Origin of the sequence: Acinetobacter sp. YH12112, from assembly GCF_013418945.1 — a bacterium.
GTDB classification, from domain to species: domain Bacteria; phylum Pseudomonadota; class Gammaproteobacteria; order Pseudomonadales; family Moraxellaceae; genus Acinetobacter; species Acinetobacter indicus.
This window is the reverse complement of record NZ_VPBA01000009.1, coordinates 1-25723: the sequence shown is the minus strand read 5'-3', so window position 1 is coordinate 25723 and position 25723 is coordinate 1. Positions and strand designations below refer to the sequence as shown.

The 25723-nt window shown below is 46.0% G+C and carries 26 protein-coding genes; 12 read left to right on the top strand and 14 right to left on the bottom strand.

The genetic code is table 11. The features are described 5' to 3' along the window. Positions 1–13 precede the first annotated feature (13 nt). Positions 14–583, top strand: coding sequence for a peptidoglycan-associated lipoprotein Pal (gene pal, locus FTU50_RS04950; protein WP_005176597.1), 570 nt, complete (start codon positions 14–16; stop codon positions 581–583). Positions 584–676: 93 nt separating this feature from the next. Here the strand turns inward: pal and FTU50_RS04945 are convergent, their stop codons facing one another. Further along, positions 677–874, bottom strand: a complete 198-nt coding sequence (locus FTU50_RS04945; protein ID WP_163145979.1) for an NF038105 family protein — start codon at positions 872–874, stop codon at positions 677–679. Positions 875–1062: 188 nt separating this feature from the next. On the opposite strand from FTU50_RS04945, the gene FTU50_RS04940 reads away from it, so the two are divergent. The 5 genes from FTU50_RS04940 to FTU50_RS04920 all read left to right on the top strand — a co-directional run bounded on the left by FTU50_RS04940 (position 1063) and on the right by FTU50_RS04920 (position 4344). Next, the gene (locus FTU50_RS04940; protein WP_005176592.1) at positions 1063–2037 is read left to right on the top strand and encodes a class 1 fructose-bisphosphatase; all 975 of its coding nucleotides are present in this window, start codon (positions 1063–1065) and stop codon (positions 2035–2037) included. 51 nt (positions 2038–2088) lie between these two features. Beyond that, a complete protein-coding gene (locus tag FTU50_RS04935; protein WP_168369657.1) occupies positions 2089–2865 on the top strand; it encodes an RNA methyltransferase in 777 nt (258 codons plus the stop codon). Between the two features lie 159 nt (positions 2866–3024). Next, a complete protein-coding gene (locus tag FTU50_RS04930; protein ID WP_005176588.1) occupies positions 3025–3639 on the top strand; it encodes an RNA polymerase sigma factor in 615 nt (204 codons plus the stop codon). Then, a complete protein-coding gene (locus FTU50_RS04925; RefSeq protein ID WP_168369658.1) occupies positions 3636–3956 on the top strand; it encodes a hypothetical protein in 321 nt (106 codons plus the stop codon). Before FTU50_RS04930 ends, FTU50_RS04925 begins: the two co-directional genes overlap by 4 nt. Next, a complete protein-coding gene (locus FTU50_RS04920) occupies positions 3946–4344 on the top strand; it encodes a DUF3106 domain-containing protein (RefSeq protein WP_005176585.1) in 399 nt (132 codons plus the stop codon). The genes FTU50_RS04925 and FTU50_RS04920 overlap by 11 nt, the downstream gene beginning before the upstream one ends. Before the next feature lie 84 nt (positions 4345–4428). Here the strand turns inward: FTU50_RS04920 and FTU50_RS04915 are convergent, their stop codons facing one another. From FTU50_RS04915 to cxpE, 4 genes are all read right to left on the bottom strand, one after another. After that, entirely contained in the window at positions 4429–6861 is a 2433-nt protein-coding gene (locus FTU50_RS04915) for a CSLREA domain-containing protein (protein WP_168383993.1), read from the bottom strand. A gap of 15 nt (positions 6862–6876) precedes the next feature. Further along, entirely contained in the window at positions 6877–8685 is a 1809-nt protein-coding gene (rbtA, locus tag FTU50_RS04910; RefSeq protein WP_180062647.1) for a rhombotarget A, read from the bottom strand. A gap of 120 nt (positions 8686–8805) precedes the next feature. After that, positions 8806–9510, bottom strand: a complete 705-nt coding sequence (hda, locus tag FTU50_RS04905; RefSeq protein ID WP_005176580.1) for a DnaA regulatory inactivator Hda — start codon at positions 9508–9510, stop codon at positions 8806–8808. A gap of 18 nt (positions 9511–9528) precedes the next feature. After that, a complete protein-coding gene (cxpE, locus tag FTU50_RS04900; RefSeq protein WP_180047248.1) occupies positions 9529–10752 on the bottom strand; it encodes a chloramphenicol efflux transporter CxpE in 1224 nt (407 codons plus the stop codon). A gap of 136 nt (positions 10753–10888) precedes the next feature. Here cxpE and purM point away from each other — a divergent pair, with 136 nt between their 5' ends. Continuing rightward, positions 10889–11959 carry a phosphoribosylformylglycinamidine cyclo-ligase gene (gene purM, locus FTU50_RS04895; protein ID WP_005176576.1) on the top strand — a complete coding sequence of 357 codons (1071 nt, stop codon included), beginning with the start codon at positions 10889–10891 and terminating at the stop codon, positions 11957–11959. 6 nt (positions 11960–11965) lie between these two features. After that, the gene (gene purN / locus FTU50_RS04890) at positions 11966–12595 is read left to right on the top strand and encodes a phosphoribosylglycinamide formyltransferase (RefSeq protein ID WP_104500385.1); all 630 of its coding nucleotides are present in this window, start codon (positions 11966–11968) and stop codon (positions 12593–12595) included. Positions 12596–12671: 76 nt separating this feature from the next. On the opposite strand, the gene FTU50_RS04885 is transcribed toward purN, so the two are convergent. After that, positions 12672–13475 (bottom strand): alpha/beta fold hydrolase, encoded by an 804-nt coding sequence (locus FTU50_RS04885; RefSeq protein ID WP_005176572.1) that lies wholly within the window; start codon positions 13473–13475, stop codon positions 12672–12674. Then, complete coding sequence (sppA, locus tag FTU50_RS04880) at positions 13472–14497, bottom strand: signal peptide peptidase SppA (protein WP_168406944.1); 1026 nt, start codon at positions 14495–14497, stop codon at positions 13472–13474. The genes FTU50_RS04885 and sppA overlap by 4 nt, the downstream gene beginning before the upstream one ends. Positions 14498–14627: 130 nt before the next feature. Between sppA and FTU50_RS04875 the strand changes: the two genes are divergently transcribed. Next, positions 14628–15569: a lysophospholipid acyltransferase family protein gene (locus tag FTU50_RS04875; RefSeq protein ID WP_168408347.1), complete on the top strand. Its 942-nt coding sequence runs from the start codon at positions 14628–14630 to the stop codon at positions 15567–15569. Here the strand turns inward: FTU50_RS04875 and FTU50_RS04870 are convergent. From FTU50_RS04870 to FTU50_RS04860, 3 genes are all read right to left on the bottom strand, one after another. Next, positions 15566–17968: a DNA internalization-related competence protein ComEC/Rec2 gene (locus tag FTU50_RS04870; RefSeq protein WP_171301056.1), complete on the bottom strand. Its 2403-nt coding sequence runs from the start codon at positions 17966–17968 to the stop codon at positions 15566–15568. The two genes, FTU50_RS04875 and FTU50_RS04870, sit on opposite strands and share 4 nt — an antisense overlap. An 85-nt stretch (positions 17969–18053) precedes the next feature. Then, positions 18054–18737, bottom strand: a complete 684-nt coding sequence (gene lolD, locus FTU50_RS04865; RefSeq protein WP_005176563.1) for a lipoprotein-releasing ABC transporter ATP-binding protein LolD — start codon at positions 18735–18737, stop codon at positions 18054–18056. Further along, complete coding sequence (locus FTU50_RS04860) at positions 18730–19965, bottom strand: lipoprotein-releasing ABC transporter permease subunit (RefSeq protein ID WP_005176562.1); 1236 nt, start codon at positions 19963–19965, stop codon at positions 18730–18732. The genes lolD and FTU50_RS04860 overlap by 8 nt, the downstream gene beginning before the upstream one ends. A gap of 25 nt (positions 19966–19990) precedes the next feature. Between FTU50_RS04860 and FTU50_RS04855 the strand changes: the two genes are divergently transcribed. After that, the gene (locus FTU50_RS04855) at positions 19991–20557 is read left to right on the top strand and encodes a PilZ domain-containing protein (protein ID WP_005176561.1); all 567 of its coding nucleotides are present in this window, start codon (positions 19991–19993) and stop codon (positions 20555–20557) included. Here the strand turns inward: FTU50_RS04855 and FTU50_RS04850 are convergent. Both FTU50_RS04850 and FTU50_RS04845 read right to left on the bottom strand, forming a co-directional pair. After that, on the bottom strand, positions 20545–21468 hold the full coding sequence (locus tag FTU50_RS04850; protein WP_180062648.1) for a DMT family transporter: 924 nt from the start codon (positions 21466–21468) through the stop codon (positions 20545–20547). The two genes, FTU50_RS04855 and FTU50_RS04850, sit on opposite strands and share 13 nt — an antisense overlap. Before the next feature lie 5 nt (positions 21469–21473). After that, on the bottom strand, positions 21474–21941 hold the full coding sequence (locus FTU50_RS04845) for a YaiI/YqxD family protein (protein WP_005176559.1): 468 nt from the start codon (positions 21939–21941) through the stop codon (positions 21474–21476). A gap of 264 nt (positions 21942–22205) precedes the next feature. Here FTU50_RS04845 and FTU50_RS04840 point away from each other — a divergent pair, with 264 nt between their 5' ends. After that, complete coding sequence (locus tag FTU50_RS04840; protein WP_075168247.1) at positions 22206–23138, top strand: hypothetical protein; 933 nt, start codon at positions 22206–22208, stop codon at positions 23136–23138. Between the two features lie 398 nt (positions 23139–23536). Beyond that, on the top strand, positions 23537–23677 hold the full coding sequence (locus tag FTU50_RS04835) for a hypothetical protein (protein WP_005176552.1): 141 nt from the start codon (positions 23537–23539) through the stop codon (positions 23675–23677). Positions 23678–23739: 62 nt separating this feature from the next. Here the strand turns inward: FTU50_RS04835 and serC are convergent, their stop codons facing one another. Together serC and FTU50_RS04825 are read right to left on the bottom strand one after the other, a co-directional pair. Beyond that, positions 23740–24819, bottom strand: a complete 1080-nt coding sequence (serC, locus tag FTU50_RS04830) for a 3-phosphoserine/phosphohydroxythreonine transaminase (RefSeq protein WP_005176549.1) — start codon at positions 24817–24819, stop codon at positions 23740–23742. 295 nt (positions 24820–25114) lie between these two features. After that, positions 25115–25546 (bottom strand): DUF3887 domain-containing protein, encoded by a 432-nt coding sequence (locus FTU50_RS04825; RefSeq protein WP_104488818.1) that lies wholly within the window; start codon positions 25544–25546, stop codon positions 25115–25117. Between the last annotated feature and the right edge of the window lie 177 nt (positions 25547–25723).

Sequence of the window (25723 nt, the reverse complement as noted above, 5' to 3'; positions counted from 1 at the left end):
CATGGAGATGAAAATGAACGCAGTAAAATTATTTGTATTGCCTGTACTGGCCTCAGCGCTGGTGATGACTGGCTGTGCCAACCGTAAGCCTGCAACCGATGTTCAAGCAGGACAAACACCGACCTCTTCAACCACGGTCAATACACAAGGCTTAAGTGATGATGCAGCCTTGAATGCACAAAACCTGGCCGGTGCATCTGCCAAAGGTGTAACTGAAGCCAATAAAGCATTCTTGGCGAAACGTGTGGTGCACTTTGACTATGACAGCAGCGAACTGTCGAATGAAGACCTGCAAACCTTACAGGCACATGCACAATTCCTGATGGCCAATGCCAACTCGAAAGTCGCGCTTACAGGTCATACCGATGAACGTGGTACCCGTGAATACAACATGGCCCTTGGTGAGCGTCGTGCCAAAGCAGTCGAAAGCTTCCTGGTCACCACAGGCGTGAATCCGGGTCAATTGGAACCGGTCAGCTATGGTAAAGAAATGCCGGTTAACCCAGGTCATGATGAAAGTGCCTGGAAAGAAAACCGCCGTGTTGAAATCAACTACGAAGCGGTACCACCTTTACTGCGTTAAAATTGCATGATTGAGCAGAGTTGCTCAATATAAAAAAGCGCTCCATCGGGCGCTTTTTTAATACTCAAACACAAGAGCTGAGCCAAATTCTATTTAAGGTGCATTTGCCTGTGCATCTTCTTCATCTTTGGCGGGTTGCATCGACTCAATCATGTCGTGCTTGTTAAATTTCTTGTACTCTGGCTTTGCTTCATACCCCTTCCAGGCTTCTTTAACCTTGTCGGCGCTAATTTCATCTAAACTAATGCCTTCGCTTGGGGTTGGAGTCGCATCAAACTTTAACGTTGTCATATGTGTGCTCCTATATACTGGTTGATTCTGTTCCTTCACATCAACATAGCACTTTCTAGCAGACTTGCAAGGGCAAAATCACGTCAAATAGTTGAGTTTAATTTTTCTTTTAAGCTGTTCTCATCTAAAATATCGGACAAAGCTTTTTTGATCATGCCCGATCGATTCTTATTCGGAGTTTTCCTATTATGTCTTATCGCACCCTGTCCCAATTTCTACAACAACAAAGCGGAAATTTAACCCCTGAACTTGCACAGGTGATTGAGACCATTGCCAACACCTGCAAAACCATTGATCAGGCTTTACAAAAAGGTGCCTTAGCTGGGGTTCTGGGCAGCGCACAAAATGAGAACGTGCAAGGCGAAGAGCAAAAGAAACTCGATGTCATTTCCAATGATTACCTGATTGATGCCTTACAGAAACATCCCAATGTGGGCGGTTTAGCCTCAGAAGAACTGGATGAATTCACTCCGGCACAGGAAAATGGCCAATATTTAGTGCTGTTCGATCCGCTAGATGGTTCAAGCAACATCGACATCAATATGTGTGTCGGCACCATTTTCTCGATTCTTCCGGCAAAAAATGCAGTGACCCAAGCAGCTGATTTCATGCAGGCCGGTGTTCACCAAGTTGCTGCCGGTTATGTACTGTATGGCCCATCAACCATGATGGCCTTAACCGTCGGTGCAGGTGTAGTATTCTTTACCTTCGACCCGGAAGCTCAGGAATTCCTGCTGACTTCGGAAAATATCCAGGTGGCAGCGGATACCAAAGAATATGCAATTAATGCCTCTAACCAGCGTCATTGGGAAGCACCCGTTCAACGTTATATTGATGAACTGCTAGCAGGTAAAACCGGTCCGCGTGAAAAAGACTTTAACATGCGCTGGGTGGCCTGTATGGTGGGTGATATTCACCGTATTCTGTGCCGTAGCGGGATTTTCATGTATCCATATGACCTGAAAGATCCGAAAAAAGCTGGCCGTTTACGTTTAATGTATGAAGCCAACCCGATGAGTATGCTCATGGAACAAGCCGGCGGTGCGTCGACAACAGGTCGTGTACGTATTCTGGAAATTGAACCGACCGATCTGCATCAACGTGTACCAGTGATCATTGGTTCTAAAAACGAAGTTGATCTTGTTACTGGCTACCACGCTTAATTTTTTCTGATAACACCTGTGGGTCTGTGCTCACAGGTGTGGATGTTCTCCATGCCTACCTTATTTCTCGAATCGAAAGATAATCCTAAAATTAAGCACCTACGTGGCTTGATTGAACAAAACAGCTACCGTAAAAAACAAGGTCAGACTGTGCTTGAAGGTTCGCACCTTTGTCTGGCATGGTTAGAACAAAACCGGAAAATTAACGCGATTTTCACCACCGAAAATGCCCTGAAACATCCTGATCTGAACGATATTCTGGACCAGTATCAGGGTACGGTGTTTGTAATTGGCGAGTCTTTATATAAAGATTTAAGTACCTTGGGCACCACCCTTGCCTGTCTGGCTATTGTCGATTTGCCAAGTTCCAGTCAGGCGCTTGACTATCAGGCCGATACCTTAATCTTGGAAAATGTCCAGGACCCGGGCAATGTCGGCACCCTGCTACGCTCGGCTGCTGCAGCCGGCATCCAGCAAATTGTCTGCACCAAAGGCTCCGCCTCGTTATGGTCACCACGGGTATTACGTGCCGGGATGGGTGCGCATTTTTCTTTGCAGACCTTTGAAAATATCCAGCTCGAGGAGATTCTGGAACAGTTTAAAATTCCGGTCTATGTCACCAGCTCACACCGTTCCACCAGCCTGTATGCCAAAGACTTAAGCCAGCCATGCGTATGGATTCTCGGTAATGAAGGTCAAGGTGTATCGGATTACGCACTAGCACATGCCGAAGCCGTTACCATTCCACAACCGGGCGGACAGGAATCTTTAAATGTCGCGATTGCCGGTTCAGTCTGTTTTTTTGAAATGGTACGTCAACGACTCTAATACGTTAATTTATATTAAATAGGCTGGCCCTATTAAAAAAATAGATTACACTAGAAAAATAATAACTTGTAATGTCAACCGAACCATTATTTTTAACGTTAATAGTGCCATGAAGTTAAAAATAATGGTGGGTATCCAATGACAGGATTTTCCATCTCTATGGATTTAGCACCCAAAAAGTCTCAACCTGAAAGTTTGAGTACTCTGAAGAGTACGGCTGAACAACGCCTGAAAACTTTTATGCACGAGGTCACCGGGCGCGCCTTAGTGATGATGGAAAGTGCCACTCAGGGACAGCATGGCATCGCGATGGATCTGGTTCAGGAAGCCTTTATTTCCCTGCACAAATCCTATGCCGATAAAAGCACAGATGAGTGGTATCCGCTGTTCTACACCATTTTAAATAACAAATTACAGGACTGGCGACGTAAAGAAGCCCGTCGTGCACAACCCTTTTCATTTTTCCGCAAAGTCAGCCTGGATGACGATGATGTCGAACAAAATGATCTGGTCGATGAACGTGCACTCAATCCTGCTGAGTTTTTGGACCAAGCCATGACTGCTGAAGAAATTCAGGAGGCAATCGCCAAACTTCCGGTGCGTCAGCAACAAGCGTTTATGCTGCGGGCCTGGGAAGGGTTCGATACTCAGACCACTGCCCAGATTATGAATTGTTCTGAAGGCAGTGTAAAAACCCATTATCATCGTGCTATTCAGGCTTTACGCCAGACTCTGGCACATATGAATCCATATCTGGGAGGATCATCAGAATGAAACAAGATGATTTCTTAAAACAAGTGACTTCCAAACTTGATGGACTCGCCCACCACCACAAAGACAAAGCTGTGGTGATGAATCATGTTCTGGATCAGATTCAGGATAAGCAGACATCACGCTATGACCTGTGGAAAATGTCCGGTTTTGCACTTGCGGCTGCCATTGCAGGATTCGTCATTTTACCAAATTCGGTAGAAATGACCGCGCAACCGCAAAATCAGGTGGTGGCTACGCCAAAACTTTCACCACAAATGATGGAAGATCTAGAAATGTTATTGGTGCTGGGTGAGGATAAAGTTCAACATGGCAGCTAAACGTTTAGCATTCGCCTTCTGTGCGCTGGGCTTTTTACAAACCAGCTTTGCTGGCTTTGAGCGTTTCTGGATTTTCTCCAAAGATGCAGATACGAAAATTGTTGAAAGCTGGGAAACCCTCTCAGATGAAGAACAATTGGCCTTAATCAAGCGTTATCAGAATTTAAAAGAACTACCGTCCGATAAAAGTGCTTCTTTGCAGCAGCGTATGGACTGGTTTATCCAGCTACCCGATGCAGAAAAGCAGAAAATGCGTGAAACCTGGCAAAAAATGAGTACCCAGGAACGTAAGGAACTGGGCCAAAGAATGCAGAAGGCCACGCCTGAAGAACGCGTACTGATTCGTGAAGAATATATCAATAAATATATCACGCCGACGGAATACTAAGCGGTTAAGCCAAGCATCAACCCAATGCTGGTCCATAAAAAAGCCTCTTGAAAGAGGCTTTTTTACACTCACTGAATTCATGATTTAGGACTTAAACTGACGGCGTACACGATATGCTGCCATACCCAATAAACCAAATAATCCAGCAAGCCCTAGACTTCCACCACCGCTTCCTTCAGTATTGCTGTTTTTCGCGGTATTGATCAGGCTGATGGTCGCCTCATTAGACAGCTCCTGTTCAGCATCAAATACCGTGTATTTCAGCTCATAATCAAACGGGCTATAGCTGTTACGCACCTGAATCTGCAGGTTTCCGCCATAACAAGTTTCACGCACATAATCCCCTGGACATGGACCACTCCGGTCTGCCGTGACCAGTACACTTGAAGGCACATTGGTTAAACGGATTGGCAATTCAAGTCCATTGCTATCGGTATAAAAGGCCGGTTTATTTTGTCCAGACAGCAGTGTATTGACAGGTCCATCGCCATCATCACTGTCATTTTCCAGCGGATTGACATTAATTTTCAAATCCGAACCATATTCAATGGTGTAGCGGTCGGCTTTGGCAATCGGTTTGATGTTCATGAATTTTGCTTCAAGCAAACCACTCGACTGAACAGTTGGATCCGTCACCGACGTAATGGTATAGGCACAATAGGCAGAATCAATATTCTGGGTCACCTGATCATCGACCCGATAGAACAGAATCCGTTTTACATCGGCATCCCATTCGCATTTCAGGTTTGGATCATGCAGCAGTTTACTGCGGTCAAAGGCCACATCTTCTAAACCACCGCCAATACCATAGACTTCTGTACTGATATTAAAGTGTTCCGGTTTTAGTTCCAGCAATTGTGCCACGCTACCATCGGCATTTGGCTCATCATGCTTGAGGGCCAGTGCAAATGGATCGATATAAATAGTCCGATACTTCTGTTTTTGCTTGGAAAATTTAAGTAAATTTTCATAGTTTTGCAGATCTGCCTGATGTTGGGCCAACAGCTCTTTATTTTTCTCTGGTGCCTGAACCAGCGCTTTTAAACGGTCAATCTCCTGCTGATAGCTGTCAAACAAGGTCACATGCGACACGTTTTTCAGATTGACAATATCTGCTGCGGTCATACGCATGAGTTCAACCGAACCAATTTCACAGCTGTTTTTCTGTTCTGGATCTAAAATCAGGGTGCCATCAGTCACACGCTGTAAACCACGCTGATCTGACACTTCACAGCCAAATCCTTCGACATTGACCAGGTCCGCATCATTGTCCAGATTTTTTGGATAATATAACGGCAGGAATAAGTTATAGGCTGAAGCCGGCTGCATTGGATAGAGCACATCACTTAACTGCTTGCCACTCAGATTCACCGAGCTCATTGAGTTTTCTTCTGTGCTCGCGAGCGTTTCCGGCAGGTCACATACCCCCTGCTCTACACTTTGTGCATTCGGGAAAATTAGCGCATTGCGTGATGAGCTGATATTCGGTTGCCGCTCGGTTAAATTGCCATTATTCAACGCATAACGGCATGATTTTCCGGTATTAAATGCCAGCACATTAAATCTTAATACTTTGATGCCTGAATCATCATAATAGAAGGTGCTGGCGGCCTCATTTTCGACAATGGTATTGTTATTTAAACTGAAGACCGATTGCGTACTGAGGCGGTGCTCCGGGCCATTGGCCAGGTTAAAAATATGCCCCTGCGTTAAGTTCGCTTTATTTTTAGCCACTGTGGTATTGGTTAAAGTCAGACGCGGCTTGCCACAAAAATCAAAGCTACTCAGGCTGTTGCTGTTGCCATTTTGAATGACACTGCTTTGCTGAATGGTGATATTGGCCTGGGTATCTGCTAGATTTGCCGTACAGTCCATCGCCAGCACACTGCCGACACTGGCGCTGTTCCCCTGAATCAGGCTATTCACCACCGTAATTGGCTGTTCCTGATTATGGGCAGCAATATACAGTGCACCACCCCGCGCTGCCTGCGAATCCAGAATTGCGGTATTGGTCAAGGTCAACGGTCCGGCAACCAGTAAAGCCCCGCCCAGCCCATCGCTATAGCCATTTTTAAGGGTCAGATCGTCAAACATGACATTGGCCTGACTGTCGAGCGTATTAACAATACGATGCAGCCCCTGGCCGTTAATAATGGTCTGATGCGGTATCAGCGCCGGATAACGGTGGGTAATAGGATCTTTCTTGCTGTAATCAAGCGGTGTTGCGCCCATAATCCGCACATTGGACTGCGGGCGTAATTCAGCATTTAACTTGTATTCACCCGCTTGCAGACGGATATAATCCACTGCAATATAGTTGGTATTGCCGACACTACAGCCCCCAAAGGCTTTGTTCTGTTTGGCCGCCACCAAGGCTTCACGTAGCGAACATTTATCCGGGTTTTCACCATTTTCATCGGCAAATGTGGTGACATAAATAGTACGGTCTTCTGCGGCCATTAATGACATGGCACTGACAATCATGACTCCCAAGAGTGCTTTTTTATAATTTTTCATTCCCTTTCCCTGTTTTTATTTTTTACGGCGCCAAGCTGCCAATAACATCAACATGAGCACGCCATAGCCAGCCACTGCTCCGCCAGATGTTTTAATTTTGTCACTATCCATGTGGTTTTCAGGTGCCTGAATCACTTGTACACGAATTTCTACATACGGTTTGGTGGTATTAAAACGTGTACTGGTGGTCACCAGTTTAATTTTAAAAACATCTGCGCCATGCCAAGCAGAATCCGGGGTATAAATAATCTTGCCCTGCTCATCAATTGTCAGTTGGCCTTTGGAACTGGTCTGGGTCTGCTCAATCTGCACACAGCCGGCTTGCCAGGCTTTCCCGGTCGGATTGCTGCTAAACAGGCTATCACAGAACTCGGCTGGTACCAGATCACTATCACCAATTAAATCGCTGACCGACATTTCGGCAATTTCACCGGCCAGAATATCCCGACCAATGAGACCTGAGGCATCAGGTACGGTAATTTCAATTGCACCACGGTCACACAAGGTATTATCCGAAGCTCGGTTCACCCCGCGCTGATCTGCCGAGGCACAAGTAACCTGCTCAGTGGTGCCCACTTGTGCATAGCCTTTGTTGACGATTGGAGAGTCAGCCAGGGTCTGGTAATTCAGTAAAATACGTGGGCGAATATAGCCCAGGAACTGTTCTTCTTTAACCTGATACGGGCAGAATAATGCGTCCTCATCTTCACTCAGCACCTTACAGGCGCCTTCCAGGATATTCCCGCTAAAAATATGGCTACCCTGCCAGATCTGGTTCGGGTAATTGGCATCGCCCGTTCCACATTCTTCAGAGACCAGATTGTTTTGCAGCACGCTTTGATCGGCTGCCTCTTTGCTACAGTTAGCAGACTGCGCCGTCACAGGATGTGGATTGGCCAGCAGAATACTGTTGGCAATATAGCCTTTTCCTGCCGGGGCTTCTAAACGTACCCCTGCGCTATTGCCCATTAAAGTGACGTTATTGACCCCGATATTGTCTCTCAGGTTCAGCACATAGCCTTCATTGCGGTTAAAGGTCGTACTGCTGATGGTATTGGCAGCGGCCAGCAGCTTGAGATTTTCGACATCTTCTGTAGGTAACTGGGTGTAGAGGTTGGCAGATGCCAGATCGCTGGTTTTGTTGTCGCTAAACACCGCTGCATAAATCCGGAAGCTTGGCAGTCGGCTATAGATGGCGCCACCCTCGGTGGCATGGTTGTGCTGGATTAAACTGTTTTTAATTTCAATAAAGGCTGGCGCGATATTCTCTCCCTCTTCAGCCAGATTATAGATGGCGCCGCCCTGGTTGGCTCGACCCTGACTCAGCTTGACATAATCCAGCACCAGGTATTCATGGTTCAGAATCAGACCGCCCTGATTGGGACGGCAACTGTCGCTGCCACAGCCTTGCAGGCTGACTTCGCTCAGGTTGACCTGAATACGTTTATCATCGCTGCTTTCAATATGAAAAATACGTTCATTACCAGCCATTTCGATAATGGCATTGTTCAGGCCTTTGATATTGTTTTCTTTCAAGCCGGTGTCATAGGTGGTTTTAATGCTTAAGGGTTGGGTGATTTTTAACTGCTGATTGAGTTTATAAACGGCGTGTTTTTCTAACAGAATGACATTGGAGGAATTTTCGCCACCGCAGCCATTATAGCCTTCTTCCGGCAACCCCAAATTAATATACTCGACTGCTTCGCGCAGTGAACATTCTTTATCATTGGCTTGAATATCTTCAGTGATGGTGACAACAATATTGCTACTATAAGCATGTCCCGCAATAAACAGCATACCAATGCCGATGCTCCGCTTGAGCATAAGCTTACTCCTTAACCTATTTATTCATTTTTATTTTTAAGTTGCAGCTTCCTTGCAACTAAGACTTATTTTGAGTGTAATTTGTCATAGCTAGAGTAATTACTCAAGTTTTTTTGTATTTTACCGATATTCGTCAATTAATGCGTAGATCTGACGCAAATTCGCACCGCTCAGTTTGGTTTTTTCGCCTTTTAGCAGCTGAATCAGTTGTTGCAGGCTTTGTAACAGCATTGAAGTCTGCTGCGGACCATGTAACAGCAAGTAGTCAATAATCTGCTGATCAATCTGAATACCTTTACGTTGCAGCACCGAAGTTACCAAAGCCTGACGGTCGGCAAACAGGCTGCCAGTCGGCACTTTCACACTCACAGCCTGAGTTAAACGGGACTGTAAATCGGGCAATTCCAGTTTCAGTTCAATCGGGGCAAAACGTGATGAAAACACCAATTGCCCGCCCATTTCATTGCTGTAATTGATTAAATGAAATACCGCGCGCTGCCAATGCGGCACGCCGCTAATCGCTTCAATATCATCCAGACAGACCAGATCAAAATGATCTAAAGAAGTAATGGCTTCGGTCGGGGCATCCAGAAGTTCCAGCAAAGAGACTTTAATCGCGGATTTGCCAATTTCCAGATAAGAATCGCAAATCGCCGAAAGCAGATGGCTTTTGCCGGTACCCGCACCGCCATAAACATAAAAACGGTTAACCAGTCCCGCATGCAACTGGCGCACTGCGTCAATTACATGGCCCCAGCCCGGACCAGAAAAATCACTGATTCGGGCATCGAGTTGAGGTTCTATATCAAGCTGCAGTTGACGCATATACAGAATAGGCCTTCGTTAAACATCTTTAGGATCAAGAGAATTCATCTTACTCGATTTTTCAGTCTGTTGCAGTGGCTTTGTCTGATCTTTCTCAAGATCAATATCGACATCCACCTGATCAGTTTCTATGCTGATACTGCCCGTTTGCTGGTCATGATGAATGATAGCCGTCGACTGTCCATACCACTGACTGCGTTCATAGCAATCCCGGGCATGACGCAGCAAGACCACAATTACCGCGGCAACCGGCAAGGCAATTAACATCCCGAGGAAACCGGCCAGTTGCGCACCAGCCAGTACAGCAAATACCACTGCTACCGGTGACAGTCCAATTTTATCGCCCAGTAAAAACGGTTGCAGCACGTAGCCTTCTACCGCCTGACCAATCATAAACACCACCAGCACCAAGAACAGTTGCATCCAGTCGATACCAAACTGCAATAAGGTGGCAATGACCGCAGCAATAATCCCGACCGCAAAACCTAAATATGGGATGATACTGGCCAGACCTGCCACCATCCCGATAATCAGGCCAACGTCCAGACCAATCAGTTGCAGACCGGTGGCATAGACCACACCTAGGAGGATCATCACCAGGAACTGACCTTTGACAAACGCGCCTAATACGTTATGGCATTCATTCACAATATGCAGGGTGCTGCGCTCATACGGACGTGGAATTAAACGGCGCAGACTGTCCAGCATACGGTCCCAGTCGAGCAGAAAATAGAAGGCAATAATTGGAATTAAAACAATGGTCCCGCCAATCTGGATAAAGTTCAGACCGGACTGCGCCACCCGTAAAATCATGGCTTGAATGCTGTCGGCGCTGTAATTGGTCTGCACATAGTCCATGATAATGGTTGACATATGCGTGGTATCAATTTCCATCTCATCGACATTAAAGGTTTCAGAAATCCAGGGCAAAAAGGTAGTATTGATCCAGTTAATTCCGACCGGAATACTGTCGCGGGCAATCATCAGCTGTTTCCAGACCAGCGGAATGATGTACCAGACTGCCACGGTCAGTAGAATCCCGATTCCGACAAAAACGATGCTGATGGATAACCAGCGCGGCACCCCAACCCGATATAAAGTATCAACCAGTGGACTGAACAGATAAGCCACAAGAAAGGCGACAATAAATGGAATAACGACCGGCTTGAGTAAATATAAAATCCAAAAAATTAAAGCTATCCCGGCAAGGATAAAAATGCGACGTAAAGTACGATCTGCCATAGAATCTCGCCTTTTTGCAGTGTAATCGTTATATAAAGTAAAATATTTTAATAAAGATAGCATTTTAGCGCATAAATAACATAAGAGTTTCGTATATTCGGGTTATAATCCCCCGCGCGAATGCGGAGACTTCATTATGAGCAACTCAACTTCTAACCCTACCCCTGGTTTAAGCTATAAAGATGCTGGTGTCGACATCGAAGCCGGTGACGCGTTAGTCGATCGAATTAAATCTGTTGCGAAACGCACCACTCGTCCTGAAGTGATGGGCGGATTAGGCGGCTTTGGCGCACTTTGTAAAATTCCTAAAGGTTATGAAGAACCTGTTCTCGTATCAGGCACAGACGGTGTTGGTACAAAATTACGTTTAGCCCTTAATTTAAACCGTCATGACACTATTGGTCAGGATCTGGTGGCCATGTGTGTGAACGACCTGCTGGTTTGTGGCGCAGAACCACTGTTCTTCCTCGACTACTATGCAACTGGTCACTTAAACGTTGATGTTGCAGCCAATGTAGTTACCGGGATCGGTCAAGGTTGTGAGCTTGCGGGCTGTGCACTGGTTGGCGGTGAAACTGCTGAAATGCCAGGCATGTATGAAGGCGAAGATTATGACCTTGCAGGTTTCTGCGTAGGCGTGGTTGAGCAAAGCAAAATTATTGATGGCTCTAAAGTCAAAGCGGGTGATGTTCTGATTGGTGTTGCGTCTTCAGGTGCACACTCAAACGGCTATTCTCTGCTTCGTAAAATTCTGGACGTGAAAAACGTTGACCTGACTCAAATCGTAGATGGCCGTCCGCTGGCAGATGCAGCGATGGAGCCAACCCGTATTTATGTCAAACCTATTCTTGAATTACTTAAATCTGTTGATGTTCACGCAATGGCGCACATCACCGGTGGCGGTTTACCTGGTAACTTACCACGCGTTCTGCCAAATGGTGCGCAAGCGGTAATTAACGAATCCTCTTGGGAATGGCCAGAACTGTTCAAACTGCTGCAAAAAGAAGGCGGTGTTGAACAATTCGAAATGTACCGTACCTTTAACTGTGGCGTTGGTATGGTATTGGCAGTGGATGCAGCGGATGCTGACAAAACTGTTGAATTGCTGAACCAGTTGGGCGAAAAAGCTTGGGCAATGGGTCACATTGTTGACAATGCAGAATCTGTTGAAGGTGCTGACGAAAAAATCCGTGTGATTTTTGCGTAATTGTCTATGTTGAAAATTGCTGTACTTGTTTCAGGCAGTGGATCGAACTTACAGGCCCTGATTGATGCCCGTCTTTCCGGGCAAATTGTTGGGGTCATTTCCAACAAGCCTGAAGCCTATGCGCTGGAACGTGCCCAAAAAGCCGGTATTGCCACTGCGGTAATTGAACACAAGCAATACCCAGACCGTGAAAGTTTTGATGATGTGATGCATCAACAGCTTTTAGACTGGGAGGTTGATCTGGTGGTGCTGGCAGGCTTTATGCGCATTTTAAGCGCCAAGTTTGTTAAAGCCTGGGAAGGGAAAATGCTGAACATTCACCCTTCTCTGCTGCCGCATTACAAAGGCATGCATACTCATCAACGGGTGTTAAACACGGGTGATGTCTATCATGGCTGTACGGTACATTATGTGACTGCCGAGCTGGATGCCGGTCAGGCGCTGGCCCAAGGGGTACTTACTGTATCGCATCAGGACAGCGTGGAAAGCTTGGCCAATCGTGTGCATGTGCTGGAACATCTGATTTATCCGCAAGTGGTGGAATGGATTTGTAGTGGTACGCTGCAGCACACACCAAACGCGGTGCTGTATCGTGGTCAGGTGTTAGCGCAACCGCTACAGTTCTGTCAGCGCTAAAATAAAAAGTAATATCTATAAAAAAACGCATCCGAGGATGCGTTTTTTTATGACCTGATTTTTCCCAAAAGTAATCTTAAGGTGCCTGATCCTGTAATAAGGATTTAATCATCTGTGCCACTTGCTCAGGCTGTTCCAGTGGGAACATATGACCGCCCGGCGCAACATGAAAAGGAATCCCGAATTTCTTCTCAATTTGCTGTGGAAACTTGCGGGCCAGAAACGGACCTTTCTCGGCCACCACCAGTTGTGCCGGTACTTTCAATTTGGCCTGTGGCAACCACCATAAAGATGGATTGGTACGGAAAATCTGTACTTCATCCATTTTAGGAATGGTAAGCGTCACCCCACCACGTACAGGATCTTCTGTCAGTGCATGGTCGATATAAGCCTGAAAACAGTCCGGATCAAAATCTTGATAAAAGCCTTTGGGTCTGAGCAGCTCGGCCGCCTGCTGACGTGACTCCCAATGATCACGGCGGCGTTTAGACAATCCCGCCGGTGACATTTTATCGAGGGCTTTCAGCTTCAACAGTTTCGCTACATGCATCACTAAGGCTTCTTTACCCATGATCATTGGCGGATCCAGCATGATCAGCTGGGAAAACAGTTCCGGGCGTTGCTGCGCGGCCTGAAAGCTCAGCACCGAACCAAGTGAATGACCCAGTGCAATCACCTTGCGGCCTTGTGCCTGCCGCACAATACTGTCAATCACCTGCTGGGTCAGACTGTTCCAGTGATTATCGATTGGATAACGTTTATCTGGCCCGAGCAAAGGCACATCAATCACGTCATAATCATCTTGCAGATGCTGAAATAGTTTTTGATAGACCCGTGACGGTACGCCATTGGCGTGAGCAAAATGGATTAATGGTTTCATTGTAATTTGGTACTTTGTTCAGATTGAATCTGCTGCGATACAGCGCTGGCCATCCCCTGACCTACCGCAGTGCCCATACGACCCAGCATCGAATCTAGCGGATTATATTCAATGGTATAGTTGACGGTTTTGTCGACTTTTAATTCACGTTTTAAAGTATTCATACTGCCCAGACGGTCAATAATCCCCAGTTTCAACGCCTGATCGCCGGTCCAGAATAAGCCGGAGAACAAGGTCGGATCATTGGCTTTTAACTTGTTGCCACGGCCCTGTTTGACTGCAGTAATGAAATGCGCATGCACATTATCTAGTACACCCTGAACATGGGCTTTTTGCGCTGGATCCACCGGTTGTGTCATCGACAGCAATGCCTTATTTTCACCGGAGGTCATGGTGCGATCTTCAACACCCAGCTTTTGCATTAAGCCACTGACGCCATAATTCGGCATAATCACTCCAATCGAACCAACTAGACTAGATGGATTGGCAATAATTTCATCGGCGGCTGAAGCAATATAATAAGCCCCTGAAGCACCGGTATCGCCAATCACCGCATACAGTTTTTTATCCTGATGCTGCTGTTTTAAATACTGGATTTCCTGCCAGATTTCATCGGACTGAACCGGTGATCCGCCCGGTGAATTAATATTTAACACCACCGCCTTACTGCCGCTTGCTTCATAGGCTTTACGCAGTGATTTAATGGTATTTTCACTATTGACGCTCTGTTTATCCGCTGCGATGGTACCCACAATATCGACCACGGCAATATGCGAACTGCTGGTCACGGCCGTAGCGGAATTATTGCTACAGCCTTTACCCATAATCACCAGCAGAATAAAAATATAGGCAAAGGTCAGGAACTTAAAGAAAATTCCCCAGCGTCTGGCGCGGCGCTGTTCTTCAACAGAGGCTAAAACCGCTTTTTCCAGTAACTTCCATTCGTTTCCTGTCGGTTGTTGTGCTGTGGGTGGATGGCTATTCTTGATTTCATTTTCTGGTTTAGGCGGCCAATCGGACATAAAAACAATCCAAAACTCGAGTTAATTTTCCTCCATTATATACGCCGAAAAACTGATTGCTGTCTAAATTGAATGTTTTCCCCTATAATATTTTCATTTTTAACCTTTTCTTTAGATTTCACTATACTGAATGACTGATAAACTCGCCCCAACGACTATCTCTCGTTTACTTCATTTTGTCAGTCGACAGCCTCTCAGCCTTTCCCGCTGGGCGGCCCGCGTATTGGCGGCATTTTTGAATGTCTTTCAGCTCAGCAAGACCTCTCAGGTGATTCGCCTCAATTTAAATATTGCCTTGCCGCATTTAGATGCAACTGAGCGCGAACAGCTGGCGCGTCAGGCCATTCGCAATGAACTCACCTCTTATTTTGAGTTTTTTAATATCTGGGGTGCAGAAAACCACAAGAATATTTCCCGCATTCATCAGGTGCATGGCGAACAGCTGTTACATGAGGCACTGGCTGCGCAAAAAGGCGTGGTGCTGATTGTGCCGCATTTTGGCACCTGGGAAATCATGAATGCCTGGGTGGCGCAGCATACTGAAATGACCATCATGTATAAACCGGTAAAAAATCCATCGGCTGATGAGTTTGTCCGTAATGCTCGCAGCCGTGAACAGGCCAATCTGGTGCCGACCAATGACAGCGGTATTCGTCAGATTTTTAAGGCACTAAAACAAGGTGGAACCACGGTAATTTTGCCGGACCACACCCCGCATTTGGGGGGTGAAATGATTCACTATTTTGGTCTGCCACTTGAATCCAGCAACCTGAGCGCCAAGCTGATTCAAAAAACTAAAGCCGCTGCCCTGTTTCTGTATGCACTGCGCAATGAACAGCAAGGTTTTGATATTTTCATTGAAGCCATGGACGCACGGCTCTACGACTGTTCTGCCAATGAAGGCACCGCAATGATTCACCAGAAGATTGAACAGCTGATTGCCCAGCATCCGGAACATTATCACTGGAGTTATAAACGCTTTAAGGCACATCCAGCCTTAAGACGGATTTATGATATTCCTACGGATGAAGCCTTGGCGTTAATTCAAAATACCAAAGCTAATTCCGCTTAATCACGCCGCAGCCAAACCCGCATATGCCGATACGGTAGCACCTCATTCTCAGTGGGATAAAACTGGATGCTACCCTGCTGCGCGGTCTGCCATAAGGGAATTTTTAAGGCGTTCAGTCGGGCTTTTACCTGCGTGCTCGGATGGCCATAACGGTTATTCAGCCCCGCCGATGCAATTGCCAGTTTAGGCTCCAGCTGTTTTAAAAACTGGTAAGATGAACTGTGCCGGCTACCATGATGGCCAAGTACCAGCACATCCACTTTTAAATCCGGATAATCCTGTAATAACTGATATTCAGTCGGCCAGCCTGCATCACCCATCAATAAAAAGCGAGAATAAGGCTGAGCCTGTGCAAACTCGACCAGCAGCACACAGGAACTTTCATTTTTCTGCTGTTCTACAGGATTTAACTGCTCCGGTTTCGGAGAGAGTACCTGTATCTGGATGCCCGGCTGCCACTGCCATTGCTGTCCTTGCTGGCAATAGTCAAAATGGCTATGAGGATTTACTTCAAGCTGAGCATTGGCATAGACCTGTTGCACCTGTAACTGTGGCTTTAAGGTCTGATAAGCGCCGCTATGATCCTGATCCAGATGGGTCAACCATAAATAATCTAACTGCTGCACGCCTTTGACACTTAAAAAGGGCTGGATAATCTGCCGGCCGATACTCCATTTCTGTTCATCATAATGACCGCCCATATCAATCATCATGCTGTGTTCACGATAGCGTAAAAAGATTGCCTGCCCCTGCCCAACATCCAGCACAGTAAGTTCCACCTGCCGAGAAAACTGATCCTGAAACAGCAAAGGCAACAAGCACAGCGCTGACCAGGCTTTAGGCACTAGACCTGCGGGAAGAAATAAAATCATCAGTCCCAGCACCAGACTCAGCAGCATCGGTGGGCTCAGCGCAACCGGAATCAGTTGTGGCACAAACAGCAAATCCAGCAACTGCAAACAACCCAATAACAGACTTAGCGCCAAGTCATTGAGCTGAAACAGCAACTGGCTCAGCGGTTCCGCCAGATAAAAACTTAAACCGGCCAGAATATCCAGCGGTACAGTCACCAGACCGATCCAGGGAATGGCCAATAGATTACTCAGCGGCGCAATCCAGGCAATCTGCTTGAAGAAGATGATCATCAGCGGAAACAGCGCAATAAAAATTTTCCATTGCGATTCAAATAACAGCCGGAAGCCCTGCCACAATTTCTGCATCAACGTCTGCTGCGGATGCACCGGTTGTTGCCGGAGGGTCTGGTAAATCCTTAACAGCACAAAGCAGGCGCCATAAGACAGCCAGAATGCCGCCGACAGCACACTCAACGGATCAAGCAGCAGCAATAACGAAGCACTACCAATCAGCAAAGACAGCGGCTGTATAGGCTGCTTTAGCAACAGGCAGGCGCCTGCCACCAGACAAATCAGTAAAGTCCTGAGCGCAGGAATTTCAAACCCAACATAGGCACAATATACAAATACACAGCCCATAAACGGCAGCAACAGCAGATAACTTCGGGGCAATTGCGCATATAATTCGGGCCAATAGCGAGTGACCAGGCGCTGCAGCACAAAACACAGCATGGCGGCAAAAATCAGCACATGCGGCCCGGAAATCGCCAGCAAATGACTCATCCCGAAACGCTGAAACTGCTGCTCGGTGGCTTCATCGAGTAAACTTTTATCGCCAGTCAGCAGTGCCAGTATTAAGCCGGGATGCTGCAATGCCTGCTGCTGGATAAAGTCACGAATCTGTAAACGCTGTGTTTCGATCCACAATTTAAATTGCGGCCAGAGTTGCTGATGCTGTCTTAAATGTGCCCCAAATCCCAGCCGATACAGTTCCGATTCAGTCAGTTCCACAATCGACTGGACCTGAAAGCCGCTCATGATATTTTGCTGGAGATACCACTGCTCTACATCAAACGCACCCGGAACGGCAAAACTGTGCGCCGGCAAGGTCTGCCCCTGTAAACGATAATAACGCCCCAGCTGTAGTTCCTGTTCAGCCGGCAGCAAGGCCAGCCATTGCACCGGCTGGCTATGCCGGTTCAGCACCTGAACCGGTTGCCGGAGCTGGCTGCTACCCAGCTGATTGATTTGCTGGACATAGACCACCACCTCTGCCGGCTGGCGGGTCAGTTCACGAAATATCAACCGCTCTTGCAACTGGTTTTGGGCAAAATTCAGCCCCAACAAAAATGTAATGACAAATGCCACACAGGTATTAATCAATTGGATGCCCAGATGGGACCAATGTAAAGCAGCTATTTGCTGTAAAAGCAGGATAATCAGTAACAGGCCTGACAACCAGAGCGGGAAATCCAGCATCGGCCATAGCGTTTTGCCCATACAGGCAATACCTACAATCCAGCCGGCACCCATGATTTTGAACATGTCGTTTTCTGTCTTATTTTTATTTTGAGCAAGCATAAAGCCCACCGGAGTGGGCTTCAAGGGTCATTGATCTGATAATCGGGTTTTAGTCGGGTACCCAGATGCCATCCTGCATATGCAAAATGGTATCGGCCGATTTGGCCAGCTCTTCATCATGGGTCACAATTAGCATGGCCATATTAAACTCACGGCGCAGCTCGCGTAACAGCTCAAAAATCTTGATGGCGGTTTTACGGTCCAGGTTCCCGGTCGGTTCATCAGCCAGCATGACTGCCGGCTTGGTGACAATGGCACGCGCCAAGGCCACACGCTGACGTTCACCACCCGACAGTTCACCCGGTTTATGGGTCAATCGATGCGATAAGCCTACCCGATCCAGCAGATATTCGGCCTGCTGTTTGACTTCTTTAAAGTTGCTTTCCTTACGCAGCATCAAGGGCATTGCCACATTTTCCAGCGCACTAAATTCAGGTAGCAAATGGTGGAACTGATAAACAAAGCCCAGATATTGGTTACGCAAATAACCACGCTCAGCTTCGCCTAAATTGTCAAAGCGCTGGCCATTTAAATAAACCTCGCCCTGACTTGGACGATCAAGCCCGCCAAGGACGTGCAGCAAGGTACTTTTACCTGAACCACTGGCGCCGACAATCGACACAAATTGTCCCTGTTCGATTTTTAAATCGAGGCCGCGCAGTACATCTACTGTGGTTTTGCCGTCAGTAAAATGTTTAGTGACCTGTTTGGCTTCTAGTACAGTTTTATTCATAACGAAGCGCCTCTGCAGGTTGAATTTTCGCCGCGCGTAACGCCGGATAAATTGTGGCCAGGAAACTTAAAATTAAAGACAGGCTGACAATGACCACGACATCTTGCCATCTTAAATGCGATGGTAAGTAGTTAATGAAATAGGCATCAAACAGATTCAAGCCCAAAACATTGTTCAGCCAGGCAATAAAACCACTGATGCTGGAGGCAAAAATAATTCCAAGAATCGCGCCGGAGACTGTCCCGATCACGCCAATCACGGTCCCTTGCACCATAAAGATTCGGGTAATCGTGCCCGGAGATGCACCTAAGGTCCGTAAAATTGCGATATCGGCTTTTTTGTCAGTCACCACCATCACCAGAGATGAGACAATATTAAAGGCTGCGACCAGAACGATTAAGAACAGTAACAGGCTGACCATGGCCTTTTCCATCTGAATCGCACTGAACAGGTTACCATGGGTATAGGTCCAGTCTGAAGCATAGAAATTGGCTGGCAGTTCACTCACAATGTCGTTGGCAACGGTAGGTGCGGCAAAAATATCGTCCAGCTTCATGCGTACGCCTTGTGCGCCATCCGGCAGACGTAACAGGGTCGAAGCATCATTCAGGGCGATATAGCCCATCATCGAATCAACTTCGGCACCAATGCTGAAAATCCCCACAATGGTAAAACGTTTAAAACGTGGCACCACACCGGCCGGTGATGGCGTTGCTTCAGGCAAGACCAAAGTAATACTGTCATTTAAACTGAGGCCCAAGGCATCGGTCATTTGCTTGCCCAGCACAATCCCAAACTCGCCTTTTTTCAGGTTATCAATGCTGCCTTCCACCATATGCTGATGAATAATCGAAACTTTCTTCTCATATTCCGGCTCGATACCGGTCACCATAATGCCGGAAACCTGACCGTGTGCGGTCAACATCCCCTGTAATTGGGTAAACGGTGCAGCACCTGTAACATGCTCATGTTGCTCAACTTTTTTTGCAAGTTCAGGCCAATCTGTTAAAATCTGGGTAGATGAAACAGTCGCTTGCGGAATCATCCCCAAGACCCGGTTCTTCAATTCACGGTCAAATCCGTTCATCACAGATAACACTGTAATCAGAACAGCAACACCTAAAGTGAGACCGATCATTGAAACCAGAGCAATAAAAGAAATAAAGTGATTACTGCGCCGAGCGCGCGTATATCTCAACCCTATATATAGCGAGATTGGTTTAAACATACCATCTAGTCCGAGGTAATACATTATGGAAAATTTACAGCATCAAAACGCTCAAAATGAACGTCGCGTGATGTCACGTATCGATGCTGCGTTGAGAATCAACTATCAGCTTATTTCTGATCAAGTTGCTCTTAATGATCCTTACGATCCTAATTTTATGTTGCCGCGTTATTTTCTACTACTCGCTGAATTAGATCAATTTGATCATGCGCTTAACTACGAATTAGAACAATTATCTGAAAAAGATCAACAAATTGCTCGAATCTTATCCTTATTCAACCAAAAATTAAACCTGATTACCGGTTCTTTATACGATGCAATTGTACAAAGCATGTTACCTGTACCAGAACAGGTCAACTTTTCCGAAAGCGGTTTAAGCTTCTACAGTGAGCGTGAAATTGCCGATGGCAGCTATATTCACGTGACCTTAAGTCATCCGGAAAATTTCTTTCATATTGCTGCAACTGCCCAGGTGGTCTATAGCAATGCCGAAGATAATGGCCGCTATCGTACCGGGGCCTATTTTATTACTTTACACCCGCAAGACCGCAGCAAACTGGCCGAAGTCATCCAGCAGTGTCAATCCAAATAAGTTTCAGGATGTGCCTGTTTACGTGCCAACGCCCGGCTTGCACGTAAATCATGGAAGAAATATAAGAACAAGCCAAACAATAAGACCAAAGCTCCGATCAGCACTGTCAAGCTCAGGGCTTCCTGATTCAGAAATGCACCAATTAGCAGGGCCAGCATTGGGGTCATGACAGTGGTCAGTGACAATGTGGTCGCCTGAATATTCTGTACCAGCTTAAAATAACAGAACATGGCAATCAGTGAAGCCATCACCACCGTATACAGCAAAGAGAATAAAGCCTTGGTTTCCGGAATTTCAGTCGGTGCATAAGGCCAGATTATTGGCAACATCAAAATTGCCATCAAGGTTGAAATCAGGATTGAACCAGTGGCCTGTGCCACAGGTTCCACCTTGGCATTCACTTTTTTGACCCAGAAAATGGACATGGCATAAATCAGCACGCTCAGCAGCATCAGACCAATCCCGACCGGCTGTACATGCTGGTTTTCTCCGCCCCAACAGATAATACCCAGTCCCAGCACTGCAACCAGCATCCCGAACCATTGCAGTTTTTTCAGACGCTGCTGAAAGGCAAAACGCCCGATCAGGCCGGCAATAATCGGCGCCAGACCAAACATCAGTGCAATCATGCCTGAACTTAAATAGCTGGTGGCCAGATAGGTAAAAATCTGGGAACCAAACAGGCTGCAGGAACCGGCCACATAACTATGCAATGCCGTCTGATCAACCGGAAAACGCACTTTGAGCAGCAACAAAAAGATAAAGGCCAGCGGCAAGGCAATAAAAAAACGTAAAGCCAGCGCCCACAGCATATGCAGATCCGACACACTCCAGACAATCGCCAGCGGTGTCGAGGCCCAGATAAACACCAGCAGCATATAAGTCAGGGCAATATTATTTTTTGAAGGCATGTAATTCAGCCGGTTTTACGTTTTTGTTTTTGAATGGTCTGATCCAGACTGCTGGAAAATTCACGTTTATCGCGCTCAGAAATTGGCGGTGGCCCACCAGTCTGCACGCCAGCGCCGCGTAGAGTATCCATAAAATCACGTAAATGCAGCCGCGCTTTAACATTGGCAGTGGTATAGATTTCACCACGTGGATGAATCGCAATACCGCCCTTTTCAATCACCTGCGCTGCCAGTGGAATATCTTGGGTCACCACAATATCGTTGGCCTGCATCCGCTCAACAATTTCCTGATCGGCCGCATCTGCGCCGCTCATGACCTGCAGAGATTTAATCCGCACCGATGGAGTAATGCCCACATTCTGATTGGCTACAAAAATTACTTCGAGCTGATAGCGGTCAGAAGCCCGGATAATCACATCTTTTAAAATTCTTGGTAAGGCATCGGCATCCACCCACAGCTTAAATGGCAGCACTTTCAATTCCGGCAATTTTGATGTCCCTAGTGTAGCAAAATTCACTCAACGTCGCGGTGGGAAATACAGGCTTTTTCACCAAGATAATGCTGGAGTAATAACACGCTGAATCAGCTGATTTTGCTTAAGCAGCTTAAGCTCATCCTTTGACTTTTCTCATCATTTCAGGCATTTTCAAAGGAGAAATCGGCGCCCCGACTTGAAAAATTTAAAACACCCTCGATTAAATAGATTAAGGCCACTCGACATTCTCTTAACGTGCTTATGAAAAATCAGAACAGACCAGACATTATTACCATTGAAGATCAAAGTTTTGGCAGCCATGTAGAGCATTGGACGCTGCTCACCGATCAGCCGAATGTTGATGTTCCCAAATGGTTAGGTCAGGCACTGGATGCACCCATCATGCCAATGGGGCTATGCGCACAAGAATGTGATATGGATGACAGCACCTGGCTGATTCAGGGTCCGGTCAAACAGCCGATTCAACTGGCGCAGGTCATTGCCGTAGAGGCCAATCAGCCGAAAGCGGTTAAAACGGCCTTTCCATGTTTTGAAAGCCCGTATAAAACCCCGGTGACCATTGAACGAATTATTAGCTGCCCTTCCAATACCCAGGCGGTTTTGGGATTAAATCTGGGTGAAAACACCACGGTCTATGCCTTTGACAGTCTGTATAGCGTCAATCACCACCAGTACCAAAAAGACCAGACTTATATCGCGCATCTGAATGGTTGGGCTTACGAGCTGGAAGCCGTGGCAGAAGATGAGCAACTGATTGTTGATGATCCGGCCTCGATTAAACATCACCGTGCCTTAAATGATATTCTGGCGGCCAATAATGGTGTTGCCCCGGCCAATTTGCAGGAACAGATTGACGCCTGGGAGCCAAAATCTGAAGAAGATAAAGCCCCGGTGACCGTGAATTTCTCCAAAATGGTGGCCTATTTATATGGTGAAGTCTTAGGACAGGAAGATGAAGCCTGGTTCCAGGGCAATGTGGTCGGTAAAACCCAAGCGCAATTTATGAATCAGGATTACACCCTGTATGATGTCTGCCTGATTCATGAAGACAACCAGCCAGCCACTTTAATCCGTATTGCGACCAAAGAACCCAAGTTTGCTGATTTTGAAATTGGCCAGTTCATTCGCGGCAATATCTGGATTCAGGTCAGTATTTACGCGAAAAAACAATAATTTATATTTAAAGAAAGACCTGCTTCAATATGAGCTTTCAGCTTGAAGCAGGTCTTTTTTGTATCTTTTGAATTTATTTGATTATATTTTATCCACAGTTTTATTCTAAATAGCACTATTTTAAATTCAAAAATCACTTATTTATCCACAGTTTTAAATTTTAAAGCTTATTATTTAATCTCTATTGATTTTCATAGACTTAGATTAAATCTGTTTAAAAATTGAATATTGAATAAATCCGGTCAACAGAATGAAGAGATGATGTTCTGATTTTAAATCGGCTGAAAAGTTTATTAAGGAAAATGTATTTAGTACTTTATTTAACCAATTTTTTATGTTAATAATATGTGACAAATCGAAAGTATCAACGATAAATAGATCACTGGAATATAATATCTATGAAAATCGTGCAAGAAGAAAACTTACAATCTGTTGAACATCAAATGGGTCAGCGTTATCGTCTGGATAAAATGTCCTGCCTGTTTTTTGTTCTGGGCATGATGATTTCTGCCTACCTGCTGCATCAATTTATTTTTTAATCCGTATTCCATATCCCATAAAAAAGCCCATCCTGATGATGGGCTTTTTCGTATACGCTGGATTAGCCGTTGCGTTTGGCAAAGTCATCCATAAAGTTAACCAGTGCCTGAACACCTTCAAGTGGCACGGCATTATAAATGCTGGCACGCATACCACCAACTGAACGGTGACCAGCCAGATTCAACAGATGATTGGCTTCCGCTTCTTGCAGGAACTGTTTTTCCAGATCGGCATTGGCCAGCGTAAATGGTACGTTCATGATCGAACGGTTGGCTTCAACAATCGGGTTGGCGTAGAAATCGCTTGAATCGATATAACCATAAAGCAGTTTGGCTTTTTCAAGGTTGGTCTGATGCATGGCATCAACCCCACCATTTTCCAGTAACCATTCAAAAACCAGACCGGATAAATACCAGGCATAGGTCGATGGCGTATTCACCATTGAACCATTTTTCGCCTGATCTGAATATTTCAGGATGCTTGGAATTTCCGGCTTGGCCTGATCCAGTAAATCTTCACGGATAATCACCAGGGTTAAACCTGCCGGGCCAATATTTTTCTGTGCACCCGCATAAATTAAACCAAACTTGCTAACATCTAGCGGTGCAGACAGAATGCTAGATGAATAGTCACACACCAACGGCTTGTCGGTTTCAGGAATGCTGGCAAATTGCAGACCGCCAATGGTTTCATTGTCGGCATAATGCACATAAGCTGCATCTGCAGATAAATCCCACTCGCTTTGCGCGCTAATCGCATGTTTACCATCAATCTGAATACCTGCGTTCACGACATGAATATCGCCATAACGCTGTGCTTCTTTTAATGCTTTTTCAGACCAGATACCGGTATGGATATAATCGGCCTTGTCATTTTTACCGAGCAGGTTTAATGGAATTGCCGAGAATTGTAAGGATGCCCCACCCTGCAAGAACAGTACTTTATAGTTCTCAGGAATGTTCATGAGTTTGCGTAAATCGGCTTCTGCTTTTTCTGCAACCGCAACATAATCTTTGCTACGATGGCTCATTTCCATGATCGAAAGGCCTTTGCCGTGCCAGTCCAGCATTTCTGCTTGAGCTTTTTCTAATACGGCAGTGGGTAATGCAGCAGGGCCAGCACAGAAGTTGTACGCGCGCATGATTTTTCCTTGTCAAGGTGAAACACAATAAAATAGGCATTTAACCACATCTTGCTCGGGCTTGCACAAAATTATTTCAATCTTGGCACGCAGATACAGTCGAAAAATCAATATAGATTCACAAGATAATTTGAAATTTTCCAGCAGATTGGAAACCTATCTCACTCTATATCTAGCCCAATGTGGATGACCTCTTTCTATTACTTAAATACATTTTGCACTGATCTTGAATATATATGCAGTAATACGCAGCGATCTGGTAAAGCTTAGTAAAATGTAGTGATTAAGAGTGCACTCACTCACCAAATACCTGAATATTCAAGTTGCGGATTTTACTGCTACCGCCCGGCTGGTCAAAGCTGACGTCATATTGCACCAGATTTTTCGGATATGCATATTCATAGCTAATCTTGTACTGACCCGGCTGATTACTACCGGTTTCAATACTTTTGGTCATCAGGGTACGCGATTTATATTCGCCTTTTGGAATCACCTTGGCAAAGCGTTTCATGACTTTCTGGTTGTCCTGAAAATGGCTTTTGAGTTCTGGTTCGAGATGATTCAGAAACTGCTCGAACTCGCCATCACGTAAATTGTCATAGGCCGCCTGTGCCACCTGTTCCTGCTGCGGACTCGGATTTGGAATGGCGTCCATGGCTTTTTGACCCAGCTGATCACATCCGGCCAAAGCCAGAACACTCAAGCCTATCCATAATTTAAGCTGCATATCGGGTTATTCCTGTACGGTACTGTGTAAAAAAGGACGCCGAAGCGCACTGCTGTCCCACAATTTTTCACAAGAGGAAGCTCATTTGAGCTTCCTCTTGTTTTATGGGTATTTTATCGGGTGAAAATAAAGCTTTTAAAGTTCTTCTTTCAAACAAATTCACTTGAATTATTCTGA